Source organism: Chitinophaga lutea (assembly GCF_003813775.1).
GTDB classification, from domain to species: Bacteria; Bacteroidota; Bacteroidia; order Chitinophagales; family Chitinophagaceae; genus Chitinophaga; species Chitinophaga lutea.
Map to the genome: position 1 here is coordinate 821,933 of NZ_RPDH01000002.1, position 19,554 is coordinate 841,486.

17 protein-coding genes are annotated in these 19,554 nt (G+C 55.6%); 10 read left to right on the top strand and 7 right to left on the bottom strand.

Features of this window, described 5'->3' with window-relative positions:
- The gene (locus tag EGT74_RS15615) at window positions 1-933 is read left to right on the top strand and encodes a glycerophosphodiester phosphodiesterase family protein (protein WP_123847516.1); all 933 of its coding nucleotides are present in this window, start codon (window positions 1-3) and stop codon (window positions 931-933) included.
- 70 nt (window positions 934-1,003) lie between these two features.
- On the opposite strand, the gene EGT74_RS15620 is transcribed toward EGT74_RS15615, so the two are convergent.
- The gene (locus EGT74_RS15620; protein WP_123847517.1) at window positions 1,004-3,433 is read right to left on the bottom strand and encodes an ABC transporter permease; all 2,430 of its coding nucleotides are present in this window, start codon (window positions 3,431-3,433) and stop codon (window positions 1,004-1,006) included.
- Window positions 3,434-3,634: 201 nt separating this feature from the next.
- Between EGT74_RS15620 and EGT74_RS15625 the strand changes: the two genes are divergently transcribed.
- Window positions 3,635-3,997, top strand: a complete 363-nt coding sequence (locus EGT74_RS15625; RefSeq protein ID WP_123847518.1) for a DUF1304 domain-containing protein — start codon at window positions 3,635-3,637, stop codon at window positions 3,995-3,997.
- On the opposite strand, the gene EGT74_RS15630 is transcribed toward EGT74_RS15625, so the two are convergent.
- From EGT74_RS15630 to EGT74_RS15650, 5 genes are all read right to left on the bottom strand, one after another.
- On the bottom strand, window positions 3,980-5,245 hold the full coding sequence (locus EGT74_RS15630; RefSeq protein ID WP_246008227.1) for a DUF5690 family protein: 1,266 nt from the start codon (window positions 5,243-5,245) through the stop codon (window positions 3,980-3,982). The genes EGT74_RS15625 and EGT74_RS15630 overlap by 18 nt on opposite strands.
- 95 nt (window positions 5,246-5,340) lie before the next feature.
- Window positions 5,341-7,677, bottom strand: coding sequence for a family 10 glycosylhydrolase (locus EGT74_RS15635; RefSeq protein WP_123847519.1), 2,337 nt, complete (start codon window positions 7,675-7,677; stop codon window positions 5,341-5,343).
- Between the two features lie 93 nt (window positions 7,678-7,770).
- Window positions 7,771-10,110, bottom strand: coding sequence for an ATP-binding protein (locus EGT74_RS15640; RefSeq protein WP_123847520.1), 2,340 nt, complete (start codon window positions 10,108-10,110; stop codon window positions 7,771-7,773).
- 279 nt (window positions 10,111-10,389) lie between these two features.
- Window positions 10,390-10,944 carry a DUF417 family protein gene (locus EGT74_RS15645; protein ID WP_123847521.1) on the bottom strand — a complete coding sequence of 185 codons (555 nt, stop codon included), beginning with the start codon at window positions 10,942-10,944 and terminating at the stop codon, window positions 10,390-10,392.
- A gap of 69 nt (window positions 10,945-11,013) precedes the next feature.
- A complete protein-coding gene (locus EGT74_RS15650; protein ID WP_123847522.1) occupies window positions 11,014-11,874 on the bottom strand; it encodes a helix-turn-helix domain-containing protein in 861 nt (286 codons plus the stop codon).
- A 209-nt stretch (window positions 11,875-12,083) separates the two neighbouring features.
- On the opposite strand from EGT74_RS15650, the gene EGT74_RS15655 reads away from it, so the two are divergent.
- From EGT74_RS15655 to EGT74_RS15685, 7 genes are all read left to right on the top strand, one after another.
- Window positions 12,084-12,458, top strand: coding sequence for a hypothetical protein (locus EGT74_RS15655; RefSeq protein WP_123847523.1), 375 nt, complete (start codon window positions 12,084-12,086; stop codon window positions 12,456-12,458).
- Between the two features lie 11 nt (window positions 12,459-12,469).
- Entirely contained in the window at window positions 12,470-12,865 is a 396-nt protein-coding gene (locus tag EGT74_RS15660; protein WP_246008228.1) for a hypothetical protein, read from the top strand.
- 138 nt (window positions 12,866-13,003) lie between these two features.
- Window positions 13,004-14,167, top strand: coding sequence for a Gfo/Idh/MocA family protein (locus EGT74_RS15665; RefSeq protein WP_220392888.1), 1,164 nt, complete (start codon window positions 13,004-13,006; stop codon window positions 14,165-14,167).
- 200 nt (window positions 14,168-14,367) lie between these two features.
- Entirely contained in the window at window positions 14,368-15,153 is a 786-nt protein-coding gene (locus EGT74_RS15670; protein ID WP_123847524.1) for a hypothetical protein, read from the top strand.
- 134 nt (window positions 15,154-15,287) lie between these two features.
- Window positions 15,288-15,875, top strand: coding sequence for a TetR/AcrR family transcriptional regulator (locus EGT74_RS15675; protein WP_123847525.1), 588 nt, complete (start codon window positions 15,288-15,290; stop codon window positions 15,873-15,875).
- A gap of 66 nt (window positions 15,876-15,941) precedes the next feature.
- On the top strand, window positions 15,942-16,802 hold the full coding sequence (locus EGT74_RS15680) for an alpha/beta fold hydrolase (RefSeq protein WP_123847526.1): 861 nt from the start codon (window positions 15,942-15,944) through the stop codon (window positions 16,800-16,802).
- A gap of 23 nt (window positions 16,803-16,825) precedes the next feature.
- Window positions 16,826-17,275, top strand: coding sequence for a DinB family protein (locus EGT74_RS15685; protein ID WP_123847527.1), 450 nt, complete (start codon window positions 16,826-16,828; stop codon window positions 17,273-17,275).
- Here the strand turns inward: EGT74_RS15685 and EGT74_RS15690 are convergent.
- Window positions 17,272-17,817 (bottom strand): AAA family ATPase, encoded by a 546-nt coding sequence (locus EGT74_RS15690; RefSeq protein WP_123847528.1) that lies wholly within the window; start codon window positions 17,815-17,817, stop codon window positions 17,272-17,274. The genes EGT74_RS15685 and EGT74_RS15690 overlap by 4 nt on opposite strands.
- 175 nt (window positions 17,818-17,992) lie before the next feature.
- Between EGT74_RS15690 and EGT74_RS15695 the strand changes: the two genes are divergently transcribed.
- Window positions 17,993-19,528, top strand: coding sequence for a hypothetical protein (locus tag EGT74_RS15695; RefSeq protein ID WP_123847529.1), 1,536 nt, complete (start codon window positions 17,993-17,995; stop codon window positions 19,526-19,528).
- Window positions 19,529-19,554: the final 26 nt, after the last annotated feature.

Sequence of the window (19,554 nt, forward strand, 5' to 3'; positions counted from 1 at the left end):
ATGCATAAAAAGATACTGGCCGCCAGCCTGGCCATTTGCAGCTTCCTGACCGCCGGCGCACAGTCCGGCCCCCTGCACGTGCTCGACATTAAAAACGCCGCCGCGCTAAGGGAGTTTTTCCATTACACCGGCAAAGACATTCCCTTCATCAGCGGCCACCGCGGCGGCATCAACAAAGGGTTCCCGGAAAACAGCATCGAGGCGCTCGACAACACGCTCCGCCACACCCATGCCACTTTCGAGATCGACCCGCGCCTGACGAAAGACAGCGTCATCGTGCTCATGCACGACGCCACGCTCGACCGTACCACCACCGGCAAAGGTAAAGTAGGCGACTACACCCTGGCCGAACTGAAACAACTGAAGCTGAAGGATATCGACGGCAACGTCACCGAATACCGCATCCCCACGCTCGAAGAAATGATCCGCTGGGCGAAAGGCAAAACCGTGCTCATCCTCGATAAAAAAGACGTGCCCTTCCAGATGACGGCCGACATCATCCGGCGCAACAAAGCCGAAGGACATGTGATGGTGACCGTGCATTCCGCCAAAGAAGCGAAATGGTACCACGAGCGGAACAGGGAAATCGTGTTCGAGGCGTTCGTCAAAACGCAGAAGGCCCTGGAAGAATATGAAGCGGAGAAAATCCCCTGGAGCCACATCATGGCTTATGTAGGGCCGGATAACAAACCCGAGCTGAAACCGCTTTACGAAAACCTGAACAAACGCGGCGTGATGTGCATGATTTCCACGGCGCCCACTTACGACAAACTGCCGGATGCGGCGGAGCGTACAAAAGCGTACCGGTCCATTATCGAAAAAGGCGCCAGCCTCATCGAAGCCGACCGCTCCATCGAAGCAGCGGAAGCTATCAAACCCCTGCTGCCGAAAAGCAGCGCGAAGTCGAAATTCTTTAAGCTGGCAAAAAAATAATACCCTATACCTGTAATTGTCATATCGTCGTAACACGAAAGCCTCCGTCAATGGAGGCTTTCGTATTTTATCAATCTGCTTTCAGGCTCTTTACCGGGTTTACCAGCGCGGCCTGCAAAGCCTTATAACCCACGGTGACCCAGCCGATGACCACAGAAAACACGATGGCCAGCACAAACACCATCCACCCGATCTGTATGTGGAACCGGAACCCGTCGAGCCAGCGGTTCATGAAGAAGTACGCCAGCGGTGCGGCGATCACGAACGCCACCGCGATCAGGATGGTGAACTCTCGGGAAAAGAGCAACACGATGCTTTGCACGGAAGCGCCTAGCACCTTGCGGATGCCCACTTCTTTTGTTTTCTGCAAAGCCATGAACGATACCAGGCCATACAGGCCGAGGCAGGAAATAAAGATGGCCAGCGCCGCGAATATCCTGAACAGCTGGCTCGTCAGCGCTTCGGAAGTATAATAATTCTCGATGCGTTTATCCATGTAGGTGAGATCGTACATGTACGTGGGATATACTTCGGCGAACACCTTTTCCACCTGCGCCAGCGCGGATTTCATTTCAGCGGGCTTCATGCGCAGCGCGATGTGCTCATAGGAGCGCCGGCGGGTGGAAATCGTGAGCGGGGCCGTTTCGTCGCGGAGCGACTGGTTGCTGTAATCCCTGACCACCCCTACAATCCGGCCATGCTCCCCATTCTCGTACCGGATCTCGCGGCCGAGTGCGTCAGCCGGTGCGGCGAGCCCCAGTTTTTTTACCAGCGTTTCATTTACGACCAGTTCATACAGCGTATCCGTCTGCAGATGTTTGCGGCCCGCCACCAGCCCGATGCGGAAGGTATTGTAATACCCGGTATCGGCATACTGCCGGGTCACCACAAATGATTCGTTTTCCGGCCGGTTGTCGAAGGCGAAGTTGCTCGTCCACATCCCGCCGCTGGACGGGCCGTCGAGGCACAAGCTCGTGGCCTCCACCCCATGTATCGCGCCCAGCCTGGTTTTAAGATGGCCATACCGCAACGCCAGTGCGCTGTCGCTCGGCAGGTTGATCAGCACGGCGGATTCTTTTTCAAAGCCCATCGGTTTTTCGCGGAAAAATTTCATCTGCTGCAGCACCACCAATGTACAGATCACGAGCAGCTGGGCGATCACGAACTGGAATACGACCAGGGCCCGCCGCAGCGAAATGCCGGCAGTGGAGCGGACCGTGATCCTGTTTTTGAGCGCGGCCAGCGGATTAAATCCCGAAACCACCACCGCGGGATAAAAACCCGCCAGGAAAGTGACGGCCAAACCGGTGAGCAGTAAGAAGAGCATTAAGGACGGATGGAAAAATACCAGCTCCCTGCCGGTCAGCCGCGCCAGCCAGGGGCAACAGAGCGCAGCGAGCAGCAAAGCAAGGCACAGGGATAAAAAGGTGACCACCGCGGTTTCGTACATGAACTGCATCCGCAACTGACCACGGTTGCTGCCCAACACCTTGCGCACACCGATTTCACGGGCGCGGCCGGACGACTGGGCGGTCGATAAATTGATGAAATTGATGCAGGCCACCAGTATCAGAAAACAACCGATCAGGGCCATCGACCACAACACCCTTTTCTCCAGCCGTGACGTGAACACCAGGCCGAAATCATCGTTGAGGTGGATGTCCGCCAGCGGCTGCAACCCCAGCACAGACACATTGCTGGTTTTCCGCTCGTCTTCTTTATAGTAGCGTTTTACAAAACCCTTTAACTGCCGCTCGAATGCCGCGGCGTCCTGGTTTTTACCGAGCGCTACAAGGCAGTTGAGCCCGCTGTTCACACCGTCCCATACCTCTCTCCCCCCGGGCTGGATGCCGACGGCATGGCGCAGCGTCATGTAAGAAGCAGCAATGCGTATGGGATAGTCGGTATTACCGGGTAAGTCGTCGAATACCCCGGTCACTTTCAGCGGAATGCGGAACGAAAAGAGCTCGATAGTTTTCCCCATGGCGTTCTCCGGGCTCCCGAAATAAGCGATCGCCGTACTTTTATCCAGCACAACCTGGTTCGGCAAGGCGAGGTCGTTCGCGTTGCCCTGCAGCCAGCGGAAATCCAGGATCCTGAAAACTTCCGGCTCCGACCACATCATGCCACGGGTTTCCATAAACCGCTTTTCAGACCCATTGCCCTGCGGCACATAAATCTGGCCCTTGCCGGTCGGCAACATCACACCGGCTGCCTCCAGTTGCGGATAGTCGCGGCGCAGCGCGTCCGGAAACGCAGGCGGCACGGCCGCCTTCCGCTCCTCCACCTGCCCGTTGCCGCGGGTGAGATAAGTAGTCGTAACCCGGTAAATACGGTCTTTCTTCGTATGATAGTCGTCGTAACTCAATTCATGCCGGATCACCACAAAAATCAGCAGGCCGGCGGCGATACCGATGGCCAGCCCCAGCATGTTGAGGAAGGTAAAAGACTTTTTCCTCCAGAGGGAACGGAAGGCGATTTTGAGATGGTTGTAGAACATTTGGCGGATTTTAATGCAACGGCATACCGCAAAAAACAGGTCAAAAATACAAGTGATTAATTTTCAATAAAATAACCGATCCGGGAAGACACCTGTTTGTCCGTTTACAACCAGCCTATGTCCGCTTTTGAACAAGACAAACTTTTTGCGGCACGGCAGCCGTTCTGAAAAAAAGCCCCTATATTCGGAAAAAATCACTCCATGACACCTGTCATCATGATCTTCGTCGGCCTCATCGCCCTGCTGCATTGTTACATCTTATGGCTGGAAATGTTTGCCTGGACCACCCGTGCGCCGAAGGTCTTCACGCAGATTCCGAAGGAATTATTCGGGCCCACCAAAGTACTGGCGGGCAACCAGGGGCTGTACAACGGTTTCCTCGCCGCGGGCCTCATCTGGAGTTTATTCATCCGTCAACCGGAATGGGCGGGGAATGTGGCGATTTTTTTCCTGGCATGCGTAGCGATTGCGGGTATCTATGGCGCGGCCACCGCCAGCCGGAGAATATTTTTCGTACAGGCGCTGCCCGCACTGCTGACGTTGGCGTTAATCGCGTTGTTGTAATTTCTTCCGCCTGAAATATACCATCGCCGCCACCGTTCCTACAATGCCCACCACCCCGGCGATCATCACCAGCTGCATATAAAACGCCAGCCAGTTCACTTTCTCCGCCATCAGCCCCGCTCCCACCATCACGGCAATGCTGCCGAGATAGCCATAGGCGTCCGCGATGTAAATCAGGAAACCGGCGTTGCCGGAAAAACGGAAAGCGGCAATGAAGCGGTCGAACAGGATGCTGTTGAACGGGATGTACACCATGTACAGCCCCAGCCCTACCAGCAGCATCCAGTTGTACATCGGCAGCTGGTGCTGGCGGAACAGCAACGTGGTCAGCAGGGCCATGCAGAAACCGGCCAGCATCATCCAGTGCGCCAGCATGAAGGCTTTAAAATTATCCCGCAGCCAGATCATCACGGCAATCAGCACGAGTATGATCAGCGAGATGGAAGTTTCCGTTTTGGCGAATACGCCGGGCATGAAGGTTTCCCCGGACGCGCGCCACATGTCGGCCATAAAACTGTCGCGTACCTCGCGTAAAACCGTCACCAGGATATAAATCACCGTGAGCATCACGATACCCGGGAGAAAGCCCCGCAGCAGGGCTTTCCGGTCTTCTTCCGACATCGGCTGCCGTTCCATCCGCTGCAGCCTGTCTTCCGCATCCGGCGGCGGGATCTTTTCCAGCAGCAGCACGAACAAAATCAGCGCGGGGGCGAAAATGGCGCCCACGGTGAAGGGCATCCAGTATTCGCTCACCTGCCAGGCGTTCATCACCCATTGCGCCGTTGTTTTGGCGAGCCCGGACGCGAAAATGAAACTCACGGCCAGCGCGGCGCTGATGAGATCGGTGGTGCGCCGCCCTTCCACGTAAGAAAACACGATGCCCCAGATCAGCCCCAGCGGAAAACCGTTGAGCAGCAGGCACCAGAAATTATACGGCGGCGGCAGCAGGGCAAACAGCAGCCAGGCCATCCAGGCGATGCCCACCAGCATAAAGATCAGCCAGTGACGGCGCACGCGCGGCAAAGCGGCGATGAAGCGGATGCCGTAGAATTTGCTCGCCATGTAACCGAGTATCTGGGTCACCACCAGCACTACTTTATAATCGGCTCCCAGCAGCGTATGGCCGCTGAAAGGCGCCACGTTAAAAGCCTTGCGGTAAGCGAATATCGCGGTGTATGCCGAAAAGCCGGTGATGGCGGCCAGTATGGCCACCCATATTTCGCGCCTGGTAAAACGGACTGCTGCCATATGTTACGGAAGATACATTGTTAATCCGGTAATAAAAACAAGGCCGCCTGCTTTCACAGGCGGCCCGTTCTATGTGTGAGCGGATGAATGAATGATCAGTGTTTTATTTTGATCACCCTGAGTATCTGACGTTTGGTGCCCTGGATGATCTCGATGTAATAGATGCCGCCCTCATACCCGTTGCCGATATACAGGGTGCTGTTCGGCGTAATGCCGCTGCGGCTTTCCACCAGCTGGCCGTTGCTGCCGTACACGTTGATGCTGATCGGCAGCGCGTCGGTACTTCTCATCAGCAGGGCGAACTGTGTGAACGTCGGGTTGGGCAGCGCGGTGACGGTGAGGCCGTCGCTGTGCGTCCATGGTTTGCTGCCCGGAACCAGTACGTTGGTGCTGGCCGTGCTCACATGCCCGGCACTGTCTGTGCCGGTCACCGTGATCGTGTAGACGCGGCCGTTACCCAGCGGCAAACGCTGCGCTCTCAGTTTCACCGTATGGCCATCCACCACCTCCCAATCAGGCGCGCCGTATACCGGTTCGTTGCTGGTAACGGTGATCACGCTCGTAACGGGGCTGCAATCGCTCACCGTGTAGTTCACGGTTACAGGCACCATCTTGTTGTTCGGGATGGCGATGAGCGACGGGCTGGTGCCCAGGCCGGCGATCTGCGGCGGCACGGTATCGCGCAGGTGAACGGCGAAGGTGCAGGTGTCTGACCGGCCACCCAGGTTGGTGGCGATGAGGCGCACCAGGTCGTTATGCGCTACCAGGGCCCCCGGCGCCGGCAGCTGGGTAATCGTGATGCCCGTGGTGTCGTTCACCAGGGCGAGCTGGCGGTAGTCCGGCAGGCTGGCGGTGCAATCCGCGTTCCCGTTCAGCTCCTGGGCACCCGGACAAATAATATCCGGGGCCAGGTTGGCGCTCAGGTTGGTGAGGCCGCTTTCGTTGTGGTAACGGTCGAGGGCCGTTACAGCATAGTAATAGGTCGTATTGGCAACGATGTTTTTATCGGTGAAGGAGGTTTCGCTGCCGGTGGTGATGGCGAGGATGTTATCCGCGGTGGTGGTGTCGATGTAGGGTGAGGTGGAGCGGTAAATCACGAACTGGCGGGCGCGGTTCATTTCATCGGTACCGGCCGTGTTCGTCCAGCTCAGGAGTACGGAATCCGTTCCCTGAGCGGCATTCAGCGACACGGGGGCTGAAGGCGCCACGTTGTCGCGCCAGGGCATGGCGGGCTGCAGCGCCGGTTTGTTATAAAACACGAGGCGCAGCGAATCGCGGAAGCGGTTCTTGTTGTTGCGCAGGCTGGTGGTGTTGTAAATCGACTGCCCGTAGATGTTCGGGTACAGGCTGTCGCGGTTCATCCTTACCTGCCGCGGTATCTGGGTGGAATCTTTTTTCCAGTTGTCGTTCGCATCGTCGAACACCTTGTAACCGGCCATGCCGATGTAGATGTGCCTTCCGGCGGCCTGGTTGTTCCACCAGGGTACGATGGCCGCATAGTTGGCGCCGGGCTGGCCTATCCACCAGTACACCTGCGGCATGATGTAATCCACCCAGCCTTCCTGCAGCCAGCGGCGCGTGTCGGCAAACAGCACGCTGTAGTGCTGAAGGCCGGTAGTGGGCGTGCCGATGTTGGGGTCGGTGCTGTTGCGGTAAATGCCGGAAGGCGATACCCCGAACTTCACCCAGGGTTTGATGGTGCGCACACTGTCGTACACCCGCTGAATGAGCAGGTTGACATTATCCCTCCGCCAGTCGGCCTTCACCGTAAACCCGCGGGGATAAGCGGCAAAGGTGGCATCGTCGTTATACGGCGTGGTGCCGGCCGGTGCCGAGGGCGGGTAAAAATAATCGTCGAAGTGAATGCCGTCCACATCATACCGTTTCACGATGTCTTCCACCACGCTCATGATATGGTCGCGCACCTGCGGCAGTCCCGGGTCGAGCACCTGCAGGGTGCCCTGGGTCAGCAGCCATTCAGGGTGCTGTTTGGCGACGTGGCTGGCGGCGAAGTTGGGCAGGTTATTGGTGTTGCCCACAGCGCGGTAAGGGTTCAGCCAGGCATGGAACTCCATGCCCCGTTTATGGCATTCCTCGATGGCAAAAGCCATCGGGTCCCAGGGCGTGGAAGGCGGAACGCCCTGCGTGCCGGTAAGGTCGTTGCTCCAGGGCTCGATGCTGCTGGGGTACAGGGCGTCGCACTGGCTGCGCATCTGTACATACAACACATTGATGCCGGTTGCTTTATGGTGATCGGCCAGGGCGATGAAGGCCGCCCTTTGCTGCGCCGGCGTCTGCGTTTTGTTCGGCCAGTCGATGCCGAAGTAGGAAGCGACCCACGCGCCGCGCAATTCCCTTTTGGGGGCTTTCTGGGCGTTGGAAACAATCGGTATAAGGCTGCAGAGCAGCAGGATACGTAGAAGTTTAGGCATTTTCCGGGGATTTTGGTTGATAATGGTTTTGTATATAATAAGAGCAACTGCCCCCCTTCAACCGTTATTCCCCCGGAAAAAATTTCCTGCCCTTTACCCGGCCGGTTTAAATGCCCCCTCGCGGGCGACCTTCAGCAGGATGTCCAGCATCTCCCGCGGCATGAAGGGTTTGTTCAGTACGTCATGAATGTTCATTTTAGCCAGCCGCACCCGCACATCGCTCATGATGTCGGCCGTAAAAATAATGATATGGGTATCGGGGTACTGCGCCATGATCGTTTCGGCCAGCGTATACCCGTCTATTTCGGGCATATGAAGGTCGAGCAGCGCAACATCGTAATGGTTTTGCCGGAGCAGCGCCATGGCCTCATGGGCGTTCTGCGCACAGTCCGGCTGAATACCGAAATATTCCAGCTGCCCCTTCGCCACCACCACGTTGATGTAGTTATCTTCCACGAAGAGCATCTTCAGGCCGGCGAATTTTTTTTCATATCCGGCCAGGGTTGCATCCTTGCCCGGCACAGGCAGTCTTTTCTGTACCGGCAGGTTGAAGGTGATGTCGAAATAAAACTCCGAGCCTTCACCCGGTGTACTTTTCAGGAAAATCTCACTGTTGTGCAGCCCCACCAGCCGTTTGGTAATGGCCAGGCCGAGGCCGGTGCCGGAATGTTTCCGCGTGGAGGCCGGCTGCACCTGCCTGAAACTCTCGAACACCGTTTCGTGCAGCTCGCGGGGGATGCCGATGCCGGTATCTTTGACCGAAAAATGGATCACGGCCGTTTCCTTCCCGGCCGATACCGGCCGCAGGGAAATGACCACCTCTCCTTCGTTGGTATAGGTGATGGCATTGCTCACGAGGTTGTTCAACACCTGGCTCAGCCGCAACGCGTCGCCCAGCACGATCAGGGGTACGCCGGGGTCTATCTCGCTCACGAGGCGGATGTTCCTCGCCGCGGCCACCGGCCTGAACTGGTTGACGATGTCGCGCACCAGCTCTGATAAAAACACGGTGGTGGTTTCCAGTTTCATGTTGCCGCTTTCGGCCTTGTGCAGGTCGAGAATGTCGTTGATCAGCTCAAGGAGGTGATTGGCGGAAAAGGCGAGGTTGCGGATATATTCTTCCTGCTGCGGCGTATGATCGAGCTGGAGCAATGAAGTTGTGCCGATGATGCCGTTGAGCGGCGTTCTGATCTCGTGGCTCATCACCGACAGGAATTCGGATTTCGCGTGCGACGCTTCCTCCGCCTTTTCCTTCGCCCGGATCAACGTGAGCTCGTTTTCTTTTTTCTCCGTAATGTCCATGATGGCGCCCCTCAGCACCACGTCGCCATTTTCCTTCTCGAACGGCACACCGATCACCTGTACCCACTTTCGTTCGTTGAGCACGTTGGTGGTGAACAGCTCCACCACGAACTCGGTTTTTTCGCGGGCCGATTCTTCGAGTATGGAAGCCACCCGCAACTGGTCGGCATCGCTGAGCATCAGCATGCTCAGGTCGAAGGTGGGCGTCTGGTCTTCCGGGACGCCGAAAATGGCATATGTCTGTTTGGTCCAGAATACTTCACCGGTATTGGGATTAAATTCCCAGCCGCCGGTCTTATTGAGCTCCTGGCTGATATCAAGCAATTGTTTGTTGAGGGTGAATGCTTCTTCCGTTTCCTTCAGCATCAGTTCATATTCCTTCCGGTCGGTAATATCCATCACCGCGCCGCGGAGCTTCACCACTTTATCGTCTTTCACCACGGGCACACCGATCACGCGGAGCCATTTTCCCTGCACGTGCCGTATTTCACAATCGTAAGGCTCCGCCCGGCTGATGGCTCTTTCCGCGCAGCCAGCCAGGATGGCGGCATAGGCGGGCTCGCAAAAGGTAACCAAATGATCGTAGGTGGGCGTGAAGCCGGATGGGGTTTCGTTGACCATGATCAGGTACGTCTGCGGCGTCCAGTATACTTCCCCGGTCACCACGTTGTATTCCCAACCGCCGGTTTTACTGATGCCCTGGCTTTCGTCGAGCAGGTGGTTCAGGCGCTCGAGGCTAAGCGCCAATGCCTGCAGCTGCATCGTGTTCTGCCGTTCTTCCGTAATGTCCTGTATATACCCGATGACATGCTCCGGTTGCCCGGCGTCGTCCATCGTCACGCGTGCTTTCACCAGCATGTAACGGATCCCTATCTTCGGATGTTTGATCCGGAAACGTTGATCCGGCACGATGAAAGGAGGCCGGAGGCATTTTTCCATGACGTCCTTCACGGCGGCCTGATCTTCTTCCACCAGCATGTTGAACCAGCCCCAGCCTATGGAGTCGTCATAACTGTTGCCCGACATCCGTTCCCATTCTTTGTTGACATAAAGACAATTGCCGTCCAAATTGCCCAGAAAAGCTCCCATCGGAGCCTGATCAAGCACTTCCCTGACATGCTGCTCATTCATACAGTTGTACGTTTCGTTACTGGAATGTTAATTTAATGCTATTACCTCCCCGGGCGTGTTCTTTACAAAACAGGCCCCGTCATGCTTACGGGATAAACAGGTGATACTGCTCGTTCATAAAATTCGGTTAACAGGGTTCGTTTCAAACCGATAGTAGCGAAGATGATGCGGAAAAGCTAGAATTTTTTTTTGTATTGGCCAAAACGATGACATATCATTAACCATTCAAAAATAAAAAAGGCCCCGTTTCCGGAGCCCTTTCGGTACGTGGTGATGCGACTATTTTTTTTGCAGGTATTGCCTCGCCGAATCCGCGGCCACCACCACGGCGCCGCCCATCATCACCAGGTCTTTCAGCACCATTCGCCCCGGCCCGGAGAGGTACGGAAAACCATGCTGCGCATCGCCGAGGGCCGGCACCCATGTTTCGGGCGTGGTGACCAGGAACGACAAAGTGCCGATAGCCATGATAAACGTCAGCACCCCGCCAGCCACGCCCAGCAAGGGATTCACGCCATTGAGCAGCAGCAGGAGGCCCATGCCCGTCAGCAGGGCGCCCAGGCCGTACGCGTACCCGTAGGTATTGTTCGTTTTGTGCCAGGCACGGTTTTCTGGCACCAGCTCGCCTTCTTTGTTCCTGTGTTGTTTGTATTCGTCCGGGTGATGGTAAAAGAAGCGCATGAACGGACTGTTGGATACAAAATGCGCGATGCCTTCCGCTTCATAAGGCGCCGCCTTCAGCGCGCCTATCCAGATGAGGATAACGGCAATCGCCATACGGAGAAATTTTACGCCGGCTTTGTCCAGCCGGCTGATGGCCTGTAACATTTTCATGGAACAAATTTACCCGCCCCGCCGCTGCGGGAGAATGGATAAACTTCGCCAATACCCGGACAAATATCGCTACGCCAGAATGACCACGCCCACCTGCTCCCGGAACTCTTTGGGCGATACGCCCGTGTGTTTTTTAAACAGGCGGCTGAAATAAAAAGGGTCCGAAAAACCGGTGTTGACGGCGATTTCCTTCACGCTGAGATGCGAGAAATGCAATGCCCGCTTCGCTTCCTGCACGATGCGCTCGGCGATGAGGGCCGACGGCGTTTTGAACAGGTATTTGCCGGTGAGGCGGGAAAGGGCTTTGACGGAGAGGTGGAGCGCCTCCGCATAATCCGCCGGCTTGTGCCACCGCGAGAAGTTGGACTCGATCAGGTGGTGGAGCTGCTGCAATTGCGGGGCGGCTTTTCCCGGCAGCCCCTCGCCTGCTTCGCCCGTCTGTTTGAGCTTGAGGCGCGTGGCGATGATCAGCAGGATTTTCAGGTGGGCGATCACCATATCGTTCCGCGCCACGTCCTGCGCACGCTGCATGTCCTCCCGGAGCAAACGCAGGTAATTGTCCGCCGCCGCCGCGTTCTCCGGATCGAGCAGCACGAACGGTGGCGCATACACGTTATTGAACAGGACGCCGTTGCAGGCTACCTCGTGCCGGTGTTTTTCGATACAGTAAAAGTCGCTGTGGAAATATAATTGCCGGCCTTCGAAAGGCGCTTCGGATTGCAGTGCGTATTGCTGGAATGGCGTAAAAAAAAGCAATGCAGGGCCTTCAAATGTATATGCGGAAAGGTCTGTCGTACACTGGTAAACGCCCTCCGGCACACTGATCAGCGTGTACATCGGTCTCCGTTCCCAGGATGTTTGATTGTTGATAGCCCTGCACTCCGCCAGCGGCTCCTCTCCGGGCCGGCGGTGAATGGTGTATGATTGCATATAACCAAAGATAGCGTTTAACGGCTTATGTAGGGAGCCGGTTAGCGCCCGCCGTTTTTACGGCTGCCGTATTCCGTCGAACGTCATCACCTGCAAAATCCCTCCTGCCTGTAGTTTTATTGCTTTCAGGTTCCCTGACAGGTTATGATTCATGCAAGCGAGAAAATATCTTTCATTTTTATTTGAAATTTCCGAAATTACAGATATCTTTGTATCAGCAAAGCGATATTACCATGAACACGCTGGCCTACATCATTTATCTCTGCCTCACTTACCTGATCACCGTACGGGTGGGTTTTCTCTTCTACCGCAACGGGCGGGTATTCATACTGGGGTTGCTGCACAACAATGTAAGCCTCACAGACGCCATCAACCGCATCCTGCTCACCGGTTATTACCTGCTCAACCTGGGATATGCCGCGCTGATGATCAGCACCTGGGACACCATTACCAGCTGGACGGCGCTGCTGGAGAGCATCACCGCCATGACAGCGCGTATCATGCTGACGCTGGCCCTGATACATTGCTGTAATATGCTCGTTATCTGGTTCATCAGTAAAAAACACCCGGTTACTCACATATAAATTGATATAACATGATGCAACCCTCTTACAACTTCCTCGCCTATCTGATTTATTTGCCCGTTGTGATCGTATTGACATGGTTCGTAGCGCACACCCTGTTCAAAAACAGCAAGGTGTTTATGATGGATATCTTTTCCGGCAAAGCGGACATCGCCCTTGCCACCAATAAACTGTTCGAGACGGGGTTTTATCTGCTGAACCTCGGATGCGCCCTGTACATCATGCAGATCAGCTCCGAGATCGTGGAAACGCGCACCATGCTGGAAAAACTCAGCACCAAGATCGGCGGTTTCTGCGTATACCTCGGCGTGATGTTGTTTTTTAACCTGTATCTCTTTTTCAGGGGGCGACGGATCAGCAAAATGCGGGGACGGCTGGCCGAAGCTGTTGCACAGCTTAATCCCTGATTTTCGAACACTCCCCGGGCCACCGGGGAGTTTTTTTTGGCCAGCCGGGTAATAAATTCCACAGCGATTTTCTTCTCTCCCATGGCTGTTCCGGCTGGCATGATTCTTTCCCTCCATACCCCTACACCCAAACCGTACATGATGGAACCCGGATTTTATTCAAGAAGGCAGTTCCTGCAACAGCTGTCTGTGAACGCAGGTATTACCATCATCGGCATGGAAGGCATCTCGATGTTTTCCACCCTTGAAATGGCGGAGGCCGCCGAACCCGCCGGTATCATTGAGTCCGCTCCGCAAGCGCTTGCCGCTGAAGTGCCCCGTAAACTCGGCATTGCGCTGGTGGGCCTCGGGCAGTATGCGGGCGGACAGCTGGCGCCGGCCCTGAAAGAAACGGAAGCCTGTTACCTGGCCGGCATCGTAACCGGCTCGCCCAATAAAGCCCGGCAATGGAAACGGCAATACAACATCCCGGACGGCAATATTTACAACTACGATAATTTCGATTCGATCAAAGACAATCCCGATATCGACATCGTGTACGTGGTGCTGCCCAACGCGCTACACGCCGAATATGTGGTGCGCGCCGCAAAGGCGGGCAAACACGTGATCTGCGAAAAACCCATGGCCATCACCGTGGAAGAATGCGACCGGATGATCGCCGCCTGCAAGGAAGCCGGCAAGATGCTTTCCATTGGTTACCGCCTGCACTTTGAGCCGCATAACCTGCAGATGAAACAACTCGGCCAGAACAAGGTATATGGCGAGATCAAAAAAATCAAAGCCTATAACGGCATGGGTGATGCGCAGGGCTGGCGCCTCGATAAAAAACTCGCCGGCGGCGGCCCGCTGATGGACGTGGGCATCTATTGCGTGCAGGGCGTGCGTTATACCAGCGGCCGCGAGCCCATTGCCGTCACCGCCAAAGAAGGCCCCAAAACCGATCCGGTGAAATTTGCCAGCGTGGAACAGTCCCTCACCTGGCAGATGGAATTTGCCGACGGCATGATCGCCGAATGCCGTACCTCCTACTCCGAAGAAATGAACCTGCTGCGGGCCGAGGCCGAAAGAGGCTGGTTTGAATTATCGCCCGCCTACCCCTATTCCGGCATCCGGGGCAAAACTTCCGATGGCCCGATGAAACTGCCGCAGGTGAACCAGCAGGCCCGCCAGATGGACGATTTCGCCATTGCCGTACGCTCCGACCGCCCGACGCCCGTGCCCGGTGAAATGGGACGGCAGGACGTAAAAATCCTCCAGGCGATTTACAAGGCGATGGAAACAGGGCAAAGAGTGGAGATTTAATGGTAGGTATAGTACCTGTAAGGTACCTTTAAAGTACGTATATAGTACCTATATAGTACCCCTTTATAGAGATACTATATAGGTACCTTATAGGTACTATATACCTGCCATGAAGGTACCTTCCCTCTTGGTGAAAAACGGATTTTCCCCTACATTCGTTTCACTGAAACCCGATTGTTAACACCTAAACCAATACACCAATGGCAATTTTTAACGGTATGCCGGAATTCTCCGGCAAGTTCGGCCCATTCTCGGCCTATAAACGAAAAGACTCCGACAAAACGATCATTCGCTCCAAAGGCGGCCCCTCCGCAGCCCAGGTAAAAGAGGGGCAAAGTTTCCAGCGCACCAGGGAGAACTACAGGGAATTCGCAGCCTGTACCACATTCACCGCTGCTCTCCGCCGTGCCACTTTTCCCATCAGGCACCTCGGCGATACCAAGTTCACCGGATCGCTTAACAGCCTCGGCAAAAAAATACAGGTGCTGGATGCAGAAGGCCTGCGCGGTGAAAGAAGCATTTTCCTGTCCAAGCACGCAGGGAAGATCACCGGCTTCAGCTTCAACACGGTGCATGCTTTCGACACAGTGGTTTGCAATCCTGTGGCCGTATCCGCCAACCGCAAAGAAGGACGGGCACAGGTTACCATTCCGCCGCTGCTCCCCGGCGTACAACTTCATCTTCCATGGGAGCAACAATTTTACCGCTTTGTGCTGTCGCTCGGAACAATGGGTGATGTCGTTTTTGAAAATGGGAAATACAGTGAGCCCGCTATGACGGACGTGCAGTTTTGTTTTACTGCATGGTATCATGTCACCGAGCCGATGCCGGAGACGATCATCGATGATCTCCGCATCCAGGGCGATATACCGGCATCAATGACCCTGCTGCTTTGCGTTGGCATAGAAATGGGCACCCCGGATCGTTTCAAGGAAATAACAACTGCCCGCGACGCGGGCACGGCCAAAATCCTGCTGGCATTTTAAGACGCCGCCGCCGGCCGGTTCATCACCTTCGTTTTCCTGCATATTATTTCCCGCAACCGGGAATCTTCGATGCAAAAAAATAATTTTGACCGTTTGGTATAAATTACTAGTTTTGTTCCATCAAACGAACAAACATGGCCGGAAGAAACCGAGAATTTGATGAAGACAAAGCCCTTGAAAGCGCTGCCGGCGTTTTCTGGATAAAAGGCTATGAAGGCGCTTCCACCGAAGACCTCCTCCAGGCCATGGCGCTCAACAAGGGCAGCATGTACAATGCCTTCGGCAATAAACGGGAACTGTTCCTGAAAGTGTTTCAGTTCGTCGCCGCACGCATCGTGCAGGATATCCAGGCCGTCTTCGGCAAACACCACAACCCGCTCAACGCCATTGAAGAGATTTTCTACGGCGTAGCCCGCAGCAAGGATCCCGAAGCCCGTAACAGGGGCTGCTTCTATTCCAACGTACTGACGGAAATGAGCGGCGTGGACGAAGAACTGGCCAAAATCGCCGCACAGCAATTCAGGGAAGTGGCGGCCATTTACGAAAAATACATCCGGCAAGGTACCAGCGACGGGTTCCTGCCCGCCTCCCTCGTGCCGGCAGACACGGCCCGGTATCTCATCAACTGCTGGTGCGGCCTCCACATCACCCGGCGGATGTACACACGCAAAGACCTGGAAACAATCGTCACCATGCACTTAAAAATCTTCGAAAAAAGCTAACGGCTTTTTTTTGTACAATATTTGACCAATTGGTATAAAATACAATCACTTAAAAAAACAAACATCATGACCAGGTACAAAAAAGTAAAGATCGACGGGCTGGATATATTTTACCGCGAAGCCGGCTCCCCCGCCAAACCGGCCATCCTGCTGCTGCATGGCTTTCCCACTTCATCGCACATGTTCCGGAACCTCCTCACGAGCCTCGAGGATAAATATTACCTCATCGCGCCGGACTACCCGGGGTTCGGGCAAAGCAGCATGCCGTCGGTAGATGAGTTCGAATACAGTTTCGACAACCTCGCGGCTGTTGTGGAAAAATTCATCGATGCGGTGGGGCTCAAAAAATTCAGTCTTTACCTGATGGATTACGGCGCCCCGGTAGGCTTCCGCATCGCGCAGCAGCACCCCGAACGGATACAGGCCCTGCTCATCCAGAATGGCAATGCTTACGAAGAAGGCCTGAAGGAATTCTGGGAGCCTATCCGGGCGTACTGGAGAAATCCGGGCGACAAAGACGCCATCGAAGGCGTGTCGAAACTGCTGACCATCGAGGCTACGCAGTGGCAATACACACATGGCGTGCAGGATCCGGAACGGATCAGTCCCGATACCTGGACGCACGACCAGGCCCTGCTCGACCGCCCCGGCAATAAAGACATCCAGCTGCGGCTCTTCCTCTCCTACGGCACCAATCCTGCCCTGTATCCCGGCTGGCAGGCGTATTTCCGGGAGCACCAGCCGCCGGCGCTCATCACCTGGGGCGAGCACGACTACATCTTCCCCGCAGACGGCGCGTATCCTTACCAAAGGGATCTGAAAAACGTGGAATTCCACCTGCTCAACGCTGGGCACTTCGCGCTCGAAGACCATGGTGCAGACATCGCGCAACTGATCGATGGGTTTCTGTCGAAAAATATTCGATAATTTCAGCAAAAATTAATGGCTTTATGGCAACGAATCTTGTAAATGGTATTGCGGACCTGTTGAACAGGGACATCGAAAAGTTAAAGGAAGAAATCAACGCCTACGAAGATGAAACCAAACTCTGGCAGTTAAGCGGCACCGTCGCCAATTCGGCGGGCACGCTCTGCCTGCACCTCACCGGCTCGCTGAATCACTTCATCGGCGCGGTGCTCGGCAAAACGGGGTTTGTGCGCGACCGCGAAAGCGAGTTCAGCCTCAGGAACATCCCGAAAGCAAAAATGCTGGCCGACCTGGAGCAAACCAGGGTAACGGTGGCCACCACGCTGGCGGGTTTGCAGGATGCGGATCTGTTCGAAACATTCCCGGTAAAATTTCAGAGCAAAGACGTGCAGACGTTCTGGTTCCTGTCCCACATCCTCACGCATGTCAGTTATCACCTGGGGCAGGTGAACTATCACCGCAGAATGAGTTAACCAGGCAGCATCGATCGCAGGATGAACGCTACCCTTTCTTCCACGCTGGTTTCCGGCAGGTAACTGAGCCGGTAGCCCAGACTGCGGTACGTACCGGCCATCATATCGAAGGTGGCCACTGCTTCTTCAAAAGATTGTTTCCGCTCCCTGTCGTTGCGGAAAATGTCCTCCCATGGCGGCGCGATGAATACCAGCGGATTGTACCGCAAGGTGTGATTCGCGGCCGCCATGTCCGGAGGTACCGTCAGCCCGCAGAGCTGCAAATAGCCCGTTATGTCGGGAATGCCCCGGTCGAAAAACACGGGAGCCTGGATGCCGAGGTGCGCGTCATAGTCCGTTACCGATTGCCGGAACATCCGGCGGGCAAAGGCGGACCGGTTGCCCCAGGGCAGCGCATCGCCACCGGCGGCCACCTGCTCCCGGATAACCGCTCTCCCTGTTTCCGGCACACAGGTATACCCCGAATGCCGCAGCGCGTCGATAATAACCGTCTTACCCATACCGGGGCCCCCGGTCAGGATGTAATAGTTTGTTTGCAACATGTGAAATGGATTGGATGCAGTATGCCCGTCAAATTCGAACGGGTTGCAATAAATCTGTGGAAAAACGTTTGTGAAGCAGTGTAAAGATAGGAAATTCCGCTGATATGAATTGTGACCGGTGGTTTGAATTTCTCCGGCCGAACGCCTAATTTGGCGATCTTACCATCACCACGTTATGAAAAGGAATTCAGTACTCCTGGCCGCCCTGCTGCTTGCAGCCGGCGCGCAGGCACAGGCTCCGTTGCCGCAAAGCGAATGGGTGCGCACAGGCGCCCGCAATAAACTTGTCTACAAAACACTCGAACGCGGCGACCGCATCATGGATTTTTCCTATGCCGGTTATGGCGGCGGCGGCGTCAGCCTTCCTTCCCCTCCCGTTAAAATCACACTCAGCCCTGTTGCCGGCGACAATACCGATGCCATCCAGCGCGCCATTGACGAAATTTCCGCCCTGCCGCCGGTAAACGGTTTCAGGGGAGCATTGCTGCTCAAACCGGGCACCTACGCGCTCGAGCGCGCCATCACCATCCGGACCGGCGGTGTGGTGCTGCGCGGCAGCGGTTCCGGCGAAAACGGCACCATACTGCAGCTGACGGGCAAACCGCATGCCTGCATCCTGGCAGGCGGCGCCGTACGCAGCTCAGGGACCGGCACACCGGCGAAAATCGCAGATGCCTATGTGGCTGCCGGAACTTTCACTTTTCAGGTAGAGTCGGCCACCGGCCTTGCTCCCGGCGACACCATCGTTATTTCCAAGCCGGTGACGCCGGCCTGGATAAAGTTGATGGATATGGCGGCACTGACGCGCGACGGTAAAAAACAGACCTGGATGACAGGCGTGATTCCCGTTACGCGCGCCATCAAAAAAATCGACGGCAACCGGATCACCGTCGACCTTCCCCTTACCGACAACTATGACGCGCACTACCTGCGCCCTCCCGGCGTGGAAGTACAGAAAGTCAGCAACAGCGGCATCATCGCCAACGTAGGCATCGAACATTTCCGCATTACCTGCGCATCACAAAGTGTGACCATCAACGAAGGGCACCACAAGGCTTTTTCGATGCGGGGGCTGACGGACGGATGGGCTTCGGACATCGCCGTATTCAATACCGTCAACAGCATCAGCGTGTCTGACGCATCGCGCGTAACGATCGATCAGGTAAGCATCATGCACGAAGTGCCGACCATCGGCGCGGCGAAGCCGGCGGACTTTAACGGCAGCGGTTCGCAGCTCCTCTTCAACCGCTGTACCATACAGGGCGATAATGTCTTTTTCTTTGCGACCGGTGCGAAAGTATCCGGCCCCGTGGTATTACTCCACTGCACCTTTCGCGGCAACGGCTGGATTCAGCCGCATCAGCGCTGGGCTACCGGCGTGCTGGTCGATAATTGCCATGTGCCCGACGGCGGTATCGATTTTATGAACCGCGGCATCATGGGCTCGGGGCACGGCTGGTCGGTCGGGTTTGCCGTGGCCTGGAACTGCAAAGCCAGATCATACCTCAACCAGATGCCGCCAGGTGCGGCCAACTGGGTGATCGGCTGCGAAGGGGAAAAAGCCCGCAGGGCCGTACCGTTCGATACGATCCCTTATGTAAAAGAAGGTATTTATGATGCCCACGGCACGCCGGTTACGCCGGGCAGCCTCTACCTGGCGCAGCTCTCGGAGCGGCTGGGGAAGCAGGCTTTAAAGAATATCGGCTATTAATAAAAAAGGGGTGACTGCATCACCCC

Bases quoted from the DNA above. Each gene is read 5' to 3' on its own strand.
- EGT74_RS15665 (WP_220392888.1), top strand. From the start codon at position 13,004: ATGATGGAACCCGGATTTTATTCAAGAAGGCAGTTCCTGCAACAGCTG.
- EGT74_RS15640 (WP_123847520.1), bottom strand. From the start codon at position 10,110: ATGAATGAGCAGCATGTCAGGGAAGTGCTTGATCAGGCTCCGATGGGA.
- EGT74_RS15625 (WP_123847518.1), top strand. From the start codon at position 3,635: ATGACACCTGTCATCATGATCTTCGTCGGCCTCATCGCCCTGCTGCAT.
- EGT74_RS15695 (WP_123847529.1), top strand. From the start codon at position 17,993: ATGAAAAGGAATTCAGTACTCCTGGCCGCCCTGCTGCTTGCAGCCGGC.
- EGT74_RS15645 (WP_123847521.1), bottom strand. From the start codon at position 10,944: ATGAAAATGTTACAGGCCATCAGCCGGCTGGACAAAGCCGGCGTAAAA.
- EGT74_RS15680 (WP_123847526.1), top strand. From the start codon at position 15,942: ATGACCAGGTACAAAAAAGTAAAGATCGACGGGCTGGATATATTTTAC.
- EGT74_RS15685 (WP_123847527.1), top strand. From the start codon at position 16,826: ATGGCAACGAATCTTGTAAATGGTATTGCGGACCTGTTGAACAGGGAC.
- EGT74_RS15675 (WP_123847525.1), top strand. From the start codon at position 15,288: ATGGCCGGAAGAAACCGAGAATTTGATGAAGACAAAGCCCTTGAAAGC.
- EGT74_RS15635 (WP_123847519.1), bottom strand. From the start codon at position 7,677: ATGCCTAAACTTCTACGTATCCTGCTGCTCTGCAGCCTTATACCGATT.
- EGT74_RS15690 (WP_123847528.1), bottom strand. From the start codon at position 17,817: ATGTTGCAAACAAACTATTACATCCTGACCGGGGGCCCCGGTATGGGT.
- EGT74_RS15620 (WP_123847517.1), bottom strand. From the start codon at position 3,433: ATGTTCTACAACCATCTCAAAATCGCCTTCCGTTCCCTCTGGAGGAAA.
- EGT74_RS15670 (WP_123847524.1), top strand. From the start codon at position 14,368: ATGGCAATTTTTAACGGTATGCCGGAATTCTCCGGCAAGTTCGGCCCA.
- EGT74_RS15660 (WP_246008228.1), top strand. From the start codon at position 12,470: ATGATGCAACCCTCTTACAACTTCCTCGCCTATCTGATTTATTTGCCC.
- EGT74_RS15650 (WP_123847522.1), bottom strand. From the start codon at position 11,874: ATGCAATCATACACCATTCACCGCCGGCCCGGAGAGGAGCCGCTGGCG.
- EGT74_RS15630 (WP_246008227.1), bottom strand. From the start codon at position 5,245: ATGGCAGCAGTCCGTTTTACCAGGCGCGAAATATGGGTGGCCATACTG.
- EGT74_RS15615 (WP_123847516.1), top strand. From the start codon at position 1: ATGCATAAAAAGATACTGGCCGCCAGCCTGGCCATTTGCAGCTTCCTG.